This window comes from Nocardioides luteus (assembly GCF_000960475.2).
Lineage (GTDB): Bacteria > Actinomycetota > Actinomycetes > Propionibacteriales > Nocardioidaceae > Nocardioides > Nocardioides luteus_A.
Genome location: NZ_JZDQ02000054.1, coordinates 25,375 through 32,659, shown reverse-complemented (window position 1 = coordinate 32,659; position 7,285 = coordinate 25,375). Strand labels below are relative to the sequence as shown.

At 69.8% G+C, this 7,285-nt stretch carries 8 protein-coding genes; 3 read left to right on the top strand and 5 right to left on the bottom strand.

The genetic code is table 11. The annotated features are described in order from the left end of the window. Positions 1-64: 64 nt before the first annotated feature. On the bottom strand, positions 65-505 hold the full coding sequence (locus UG56_RS26160; protein WP_045547791.1) for a Rieske (2Fe-2S) protein: 441 nt from the start codon (positions 503-505) through the stop codon (positions 65-67). 76 nt (positions 506-581) lie between these two features. Beyond that, positions 582-3,545 (bottom strand): excinuclease ABC subunit UvrA, encoded by a 2,964-nt coding sequence (gene uvrA / locus UG56_RS26155; RefSeq protein WP_045547790.1) that lies wholly within the window; start codon positions 3,543-3,545, stop codon positions 582-584. Positions 3,546-3,694: 149 nt separating this feature from the next. On the opposite strand from uvrA, the gene UG56_RS26150 reads away from it, so the two are divergent. Further along, a complete protein-coding gene (locus UG56_RS26150; protein ID WP_045547789.1) occupies positions 3,695-4,378 on the top strand; it encodes an MBL fold metallo-hydrolase in 684 nt (227 codons plus the stop codon). Positions 4,379-4,393: 15 nt separating this feature from the next. On the opposite strand, the gene UG56_RS26145 is transcribed toward UG56_RS26150, so the two are convergent. Beyond that, on the bottom strand, positions 4,394-4,870 hold the full coding sequence (locus tag UG56_RS26145; RefSeq protein WP_045547788.1) for a hypothetical protein: 477 nt from the start codon (positions 4,868-4,870) through the stop codon (positions 4,394-4,396). A 97-nt stretch (positions 4,871-4,967) separates the two neighbouring features. On the opposite strand from UG56_RS26145, the gene UG56_RS26140 reads away from it, so the two are divergent. Then, positions 4,968-5,384 carry a hypothetical protein gene (locus UG56_RS26140; protein WP_143055208.1) on the top strand — a complete coding sequence of 139 codons (417 nt, stop codon included), beginning with the start codon at positions 4,968-4,970 and terminating at the stop codon, positions 5,382-5,384. A 328-nt stretch (positions 5,385-5,712) separates the two neighbouring features. Next, the gene (locus UG56_RS26135; protein ID WP_045547786.1) at positions 5,713-6,033 is read left to right on the top strand and encodes a helix-turn-helix domain-containing protein; all 321 of its coding nucleotides are present in this window, start codon (positions 5,713-5,715) and stop codon (positions 6,031-6,033) included. 3 nt (positions 6,034-6,036) lie between these two features. Here the strand turns inward: UG56_RS26135 and UG56_RS26130 are convergent, their stop codons facing one another. Together UG56_RS26130 and UG56_RS26125 are read right to left on the bottom strand one after the other, a co-directional pair. Continuing rightward, positions 6,037-6,642: a ClpP family protease gene (locus tag UG56_RS26130; protein WP_045547785.1), complete on the bottom strand. Its 606-nt coding sequence runs from the start codon at positions 6,640-6,642 to the stop codon at positions 6,037-6,039. Next, a complete protein-coding gene (locus UG56_RS26125; protein ID WP_045547784.1) occupies positions 6,639-7,268 on the bottom strand; it encodes a ClpP family protease in 630 nt (209 codons plus the stop codon). Before UG56_RS26125 ends, UG56_RS26130 begins: the two co-directional genes overlap by 4 nt. Positions 7,269-7,285: the final 17 nt, after the last annotated feature.

The following is a 7,285-nucleotide window of genomic DNA, read 5'->3' as shown; positions in this document are numbered from 1 at the left end:
GAGACGTCACGTACGTGACGTCTCGGCCGACCGGAGCGACGTCTCGGCTCGCGCGGGCGACCTCTCAGCTGGGGACGATCTCGTCACCGGTCACCTTGAAGGCGACCTCCTCCAGGGGACTCGTCGCCGGGCCCTGGGCCACCGAGCCGTCCTCGATCGAGAACCGGCTGCCGTGACAGGGACAGTCGATGGTGCCGTTGGCGACCTTCGTGACCGGGCAGCTGCGGTGGGTGCAGATCGCGGAGAAGACCTTGAACGTGCCCTCGGTCGGCTGGGTGGCCACCAGGTTGCGGTCGGCGACGATCACTCCACCGCCGACCGGGACGTCCTTGGTCGCGATCAGCGCACCACCGCCACCCGAGCCCGACCCGGCGTCGCCCGACCCGCCACCTGAGCTGTCGGTGCCGGTGTCGCCGCCACCGCAGGCGGCCAGGAGGGGGACACCGACCGCGGTCACCGCGGTGCCGGTGACGACGTTGCGCCGGGTGATTCGAGATTCACTCATGCCGCCCAGAATAGGCAGGCCGACCACGCATATCCCCCGGCCGAGCGTAAACCTTCGGGAACATCCCCCTCACGGGTCAGGAAGTGCTGACCTTCTTCCGCGCAGCGGTCTTCTTGGCTGCGGTCTTCTTCGCCGTCGCCTTGGCCGGAGCGGCCTTCGCCTTCACCGGCTTGGCCGGCGGCTGCTCGGCGGCCTTGCCGTCGAGCAGCGGGGCGAGGAAGGCACCGGTGTGGCTGCCAGGGGTCGCGGCAACCGCCTCGGGGGTGCCTTCGGCGATCACGGTGCCACCGCGGTTGCCGCCCTCCGGACCCATGTCGATGATCCAGTCGGCGGTCTTGATGACGTCGAGGTTGTGCTCGATCACCAGCACCGTGTTGCCCTTGTCGACCAGTGAGGAGAGCACGCCGATGAGCTTGCGGATGTCCTCGAAGTGGAGACCGGTCGTGGGCTCGTCGAGGACGTAGAGCGTCTTGCCGGTCGAGCGCTTCTGCAGCTCGGCGGAGAGCTTGACGCGCTGCGCCTCGCCGCCGGACAGGGTGGTCGCGGGCTGGCCCAGCCGCACGTAGCCCAGGCCGACCTCGACCAGGGTCTTCATGTGGCGCGCGATCGCGGGCACGGCGGCGAAGAACTCCACCGCCTCCTCGATCGGCATGTCCAGCACCTCGGCGATCGACTTGCCCTTGTAGTGCACCTCGAGCGTCTCGCGGTTGTAGCGAGCCCCATGGCAGACCTCGCACGGCACGTAGACGTCGGGCAGGAAGTTCATCTCGATCTTGATCGTGCCGTCACCCGAGCAGGCCTCGCAGCGTCCGCCCTTGACGTTGAACGAGAACCGGCCCTGGAGGTAGCCCCGCATCTTGGCCTCCGGGGTGGAGGCGAAGAGCTTGCGGATGTGGTCGAAGACACCGGTGTAGGTGGCCGGGTTGGACCGCGGCGTACGCCCGATCGGGGACTGGTCGACGTGGATCACCTTGTCGACGTTGTCCAGGCCGGAGATCTTGGTGTGCCGGCCCGGGACGGTGCGGGCGCGGTAGAACTCCTTGGCGAGCGCGGTGTAGAGGATGTCGTTGACGAGCGTCGACTTCCCCGAGCCGGAGACGCCGGTGACCGCGAGGAAGAGCCCCAGCGGGAAGGTGACGTCGATGTCCTTGAGGTTGTTCTCCCGGGCTCCGTGGACGGTCAGCTCGCGGCCCGCGGTGCGCGGGCGGCGCACGGCCGGGACGGCGATCTCGCGGCGGCCGGCCAGGTATTGACCGGTCACCGACTGCTCGTTGGCGAGCAGCTCCTTCACCGTGCCGGAGTGGATCACCTGGCCGCCGTGCTCACCCGCGCCGGGACCGATGTCGACGACCCAGTCGGCGACCTTGATGGTGTCCTCGTCGTGCTCGACGACGATCAGCGTGTTGCCGAGCCGCTTGAGGCGCTCGAGGGTCTCGATCAGCCGGTGGTTGTCGCGCTGGTGCAGGCCGATGGACGGCTCGTCCAGCACGTAGAGAACGCCGACCAGGCCGGAGCCGATCTGGGTGGCCAGCCGGATCCGCTGGGCCTCACCGCCGGAGAGCGAGCCCGAGGGTCGCTCTAGCGAGAGGTAGTCGAGACCGACGTCGAGGAGGAAGCGCAGCCGCGCCTGGATCTCCTTGAGCACCTGCTCGGCGATCTGCCGCTCACGGCCGGTGAGCTCGACCTTGTCGAGCCACTCGGCGGCCTCGTTGATCGGCAGCGCGCACAGCTCGGCGATGTTGAGGCCGCCCTGGCTCCGCTCCCCCAGCGTCACCGAGGTGGAGACGGGCTTGAGCCGGGTGCCCTTGCAGGTCGGGCACGGCACCTGGCGCATGTAGCCCTCGAAGCGCTCCCGGGTGGTGTCGGACTCGGCCTCCTTGTGGCGTCGCTCGACCCACCTGCGTACGCCCTCGAACTCGGCGTCGTAGGAGCGGCGGCGGCCGTAGCGGTTGACCGAGACCACGTGCACCTTGCGTCCGTGGCCGTCGAGGATCGCCTTCTGGCCGGCGGCCGGGATCGCGTCCCAAGGCGTGTCGAGGTCGAAGCCGAGCTCGCCACCGAGCGCCTCGAGCAGGCGCAGGAAGTATTCGGCGACGTGGGCCTGGGACCACGGCTGCAGCGCACCCTCGGCGAGGGTGGCGCCCGGGTTGGGGACGACCAGCTCGGGGTCGACCTCCATCCGGGTGCCGAGCCCGGTGCAGGCCGGGCAGGCACCGAAGGGCGAGTTGAACGAGAACGACCGCGGCTCGAGCTCGTCGGTGTCGAGCAGGTGGTCGTTGGGGCACGACATCCGCTCGGAGAACTTCATCTGTTCGCCGCTGTCGACGAAGTCGAAGACGACCAGGCCGCCGGCAAGCTCCAGCGCGGTCTCCACCGAGTCGGTCAGCCGGCGCTTGGAGGACTCCTTGACCTGGAGCCGGTCGATGACCACCTCGATGGTGTGCTTCTTCTGCTTCTCCAGCTTGGGCGGCGCGTCGAGCTGGTGGATCTCGCCGTCCACGCGCACCCGGGAGTAGCCCTGCTGCTGCAGCTGGCTGAAGAGCTCGACGTACTCCCCCTTGCGCGCGCGGATCACCGGGCTGAGCACCTGGAAGCGGCGCCCCTCCTCCAGGGTGAGCACGTGGTCGACGATCTGCTGCGGGGTCTGCCGCTCGATCGGCGCACCACAGGTCGGGCAGTGCGGCCGGCCGGCGCGCGCGTAGAGCAGACGCAGGTAGTCGTAGACCTCGGTGATGGTGCCGACCGTCGAGCGCGGGTTCTTCGACGTCGACTTCTGGTCGATCGAGACCGCCGGGGAGAGCCCCTCGATGAAGTCGACGTCGGGCTTGTCCATCTGGCCCAGGAACTGGCGAGCGTACGCCGACAGCGACTCGACATAGCGACGCTGGCCCTCCGCGAAGATGGTGTCGAACGCGAGGCTCGACTTCCCGCTTCCGGACAGGCCGGTGAACACGATCATCGAGTCCCGAGGCAGGTCGAGGGAGACATCCTTCAGGTTGTGCTCCCGGGCTCCCCGGATGATCAGCTGCTGCTCCGCCACGTTCTTTCCTCGTCCAGTGCTATCGCATCGCGCTACCGCGTCGAACAGATGTTCGCATCATACGACGCTGGGAAGACTCCCAGACGGCACCCTCTCACGGAGCACCGACATTTTACTTCTGACCGTGTCCGACGTGCTTGCATAGACGCATGAGCGATGCCCCTACCACTTATACAGGCGCCGTGAAACCGGGCGGCCCGGCCGACGTGCGCGAGCTCGGCGGACTGACCCTCACGAAGGTCGCCGTCGACGCGCAGATGTCCAACAACTGCTACCTGCTGCGCTGCCGATCCACCGGCGAGCAGCTGCTCGTCGACGCCGCCGCCGAGCCAGAGACCCTGCTCCCCCTCGTCGGCGAGAACCTGGCCACCGTCGTCACCACCCATCAGCACTGGGACCACCACCGGGCGCTCGCGGACGTCACCGCCGCGACCGGCGCCGCCGCCCTCGCCGGAGAGCCGGACGCGGACGCGATCACGGAGGCCACCGGCGTACCCATCGCTCGCACCCTCCACCACGGCGACACCGTCGCCGTCGGCGACTGCACCCTCGAGGTGATCGCCCTGCGCGGGCACACCCCCGGGTCGGTCGCGCTCCTCTACCGCGACCCGGAGGGCACGCCTCACCTGTGGACCGGTGACAGCCTCTTCCCGGGCGGCGTCGGAAACACCCAGCAGGACCCCGTACGTTTCGCCCAGCTCATCGACGACGTCGAGCAGCGCATCTTCGCGACCCTCCCCGACGACACCTGGTTCTACCCGGGCCACGGCGACGACTCCACCCTCGGCGCCGAGCGCCCTCATCTCGCCGAGTGGCGCGAGCGGGGCTGGTGAGCGCCGACCGAGTCGCTACGGCTCCGTGGTCGGAGTCGCGGTTTCGGTAGGGGTCGGGTCGGAGGTGGGATCAGCGGACGCGGTCGGGTCGGAGGACGGCTCGGGCTCGGCCGTACCCGTGGGCCCGGAGGTGGGCGTCGGACCCGCACTCTCGGCAGGCGCCTCCGGCTCACGGGGAGCCCTCGTTCCACCCGGCGACGCGGTCTCGGTCGGTCCGGACCCCCGCGGGCCGTACGTCTCGCCCGGATCGGCCTCAGAGCCACCCCAACCGGTCGACGAACCCGTGTCAGGCCTCTCGGACGCGCCCGACGGCGGCAGCGACGGCAACGGATCGACGTCAGGATAGGGATTGCCGACATCCTCGTAGCCGGTGACCGGGTCGCGGTCGGGCCGATCGGCCTCGGCCAGCCCGGCGAGAAGGACGATCACCCCGAGACCGGTCATGACCGCGCCGGTCAGGATGCCTGCCACGGCGACCTGCTTGCTCTGCAACTCGACTCCCTGTAACCGCCCCGCGCCTGGTGTGGCGCACAGCGTAGGGCAGCCGGTCGCCGAGCGTTACCCACCCGGGGGCATCGGCGACCGGTGCGTGAGTCAGTTGGTGGGCGTGTCCGAGGGGTCCGGCGACGTGGTGTCGGACTCGCTGGGCGACTCGCTGGGGTCGCTCGGCGACTCGGAAGGGTCGCTGGGGGTCTCGCTCGGCGACTGGCTGGGCTCGCTGGGCGACTCACCGGGGTCGCTCGGCGACTCGGTCGGCCCGCTCGTCGGCCGCGGCTCCGACGGCACCTGCGTGGGGCGGGCCGGGACCGGGGAGGTCGAGCCTTCGTCGGCCGACTCCTCGACCGAGCGCGGGCTCGCCGGGACCGATTCGGCGACCTCAGGAGCCTCGCTCCCGGGACTCTGGCTGGTCGGCTGGCTCTGCGACGGCTTCGAGGACGACTTCTCCAGCGGTGCCACCGGCGAGACCGGCGAGATCAGGCTGACCCCCGACTCGTCCCTGGCGTAGCTCTGGCCGGGCTCGTCCGCCCCGGCGTTGCCGACGATCAGGCCGCCGATCCCAATGCTTGTCATGGCCAGTCCAGTTGCCATTCCGGCCAAGGCGATCTGCTTGCGATGCAACACGATTCCCCCGTGATACCAACGACTCGACAAGTTCTCTGGTCGTGCACAGTAGACCCACAAAGATCGAAACTGTGCGACCACTATCGGGGTGTCGCGGCCCGCTGGCAAGTCCCCGTCATCTATCGTTCGACCGATATAAGTCCTGGTAGGAGGCGTGTTCGCCCGGCGCGAACGGCCCGCTCGGGCCTCGCGTGCAGCGCTAGGGTGTTGCCATGGGCGAAGTGATCAGGTTTCCCGGACATCCGTTGCCGGGCGAGGACAAGCCGGCGCCGCTGTGGCGTGAGGCCGCCGGCCAGGTGATCCGCGAGGAGCGGTCCCGTCAGGAGCGCACGCTCGCCGACGTGGCCGGCGACGCCGGTGTCTCGACGCAATATCTCTCCGAGATCGAGCGCGGCCGCAAGGAGCCCAGCTCCGAGGTGCTCGAGGCCGTCGGGGGTGCGCTGGGTCTCGGCCTCGTCGACCTGACCGAGCGGGTCACCCGCACGCTTCGCGCGGGCGCCCGCCACACCGGCCCCATGGCTCTCGCCGCCTGAGCCTCAGACCGAGGTGAGCTTGCGGCTCTCCAGGACAGAGTCCGCCAGCCCGTACGCCACCGCCTCCTCGGCCCCGAGGACGAGGTCACGCTCGGTGTCGGCGTGGATCTCCTCGGCGCTGCGTCCGCTGTGGCGCGCCAGCAGCGTGTCCATCTCGGCCCGCAGCCGGCCGATCTCCTTCGCCGCGACCTGCAGGTCGGTGACATCGCCCCGCTGACCGTCCTGGCCCGGCTGCTGCAGCACGACCCGCGCGTGCGGGAGGACCGTACGCCGCCCCGGGTCCCCCGCGGCCAGCAGCACCGCGGCCGAACCCGCCGCCTGGCCCACGCACGTGGTCGCGACCGGCGAGCGCAGGAACTGCATCGTGTCGTAGATGCCGAACATCGCGGTCGGGTCGCCGCCCGGGGAGTTGAGATAGAGCTCGATCTGCGTGTCCGGCGCGTCCGACTCCAGGTGGATGAGCTGCGCGATCACCACGTTGGCCACACCGTCGTCGATCGGCGTACCGAGATAGACGATCCGGTCGGAGAGCAGGCGGCTGTAGACGTCGAGCGCCCGCTCGCCGCGCGGGGTCTTCTCGACGACCGAGGGGATCGTGTAGGAGCTCATCGGGCACCCCCGGCCGCGAGACCGAAGGCGGCCGACCGCTGCTGGACCGGCGTCACCGACTGCACGTCGTTGAGCACCTCGTCGACGAAGCCGTAGTCACGGGCCTCCTCGGCCGTGAACCAGCGGTCGCGCAGCGAGTCCTGGTCGATCTGCTCGACGCTCTGGCCGGTGTGGGCGGCCGTGATCTCGAGCATCTGCTGGGTCATCCGCGCCAGCCGCGCGGCCTGCACCTCGATGTCGGCCGCGGACCCGCCGATCCCGGCCGACCCCTTGTGGAGCAGCACCTCGGTGTGCGGCAGCACGTAGCGCTTCCCCGGCGTCCCCGCGGTGAGCAGGAACTGTCCCATGCTGGCCGCCATCCCCATCCCGAGCGTCGAGACGTCGTTGGGGATCAGGTGCATCACGTCGTAGATCGCCATCCCGGCGGTCACCGAGCCGCCGGGCGAGTTGATGTAGAGGGAGATGTCGCGGTGCGGGTCCTCGGCCGAGAGCAGCAGGAGCTGGGCGCAGATCCGGTTGGCGATCGCGTCGTCGACCTCTTGGCCGAGCACGATGATCCGTTGGTTCTGCAGCCGCGCGGTCAGCTGCTCGTCGAGCGGCCCGGCGCTGATGGGTGTCTGGGTCATGTCCTCGACTCTGACCC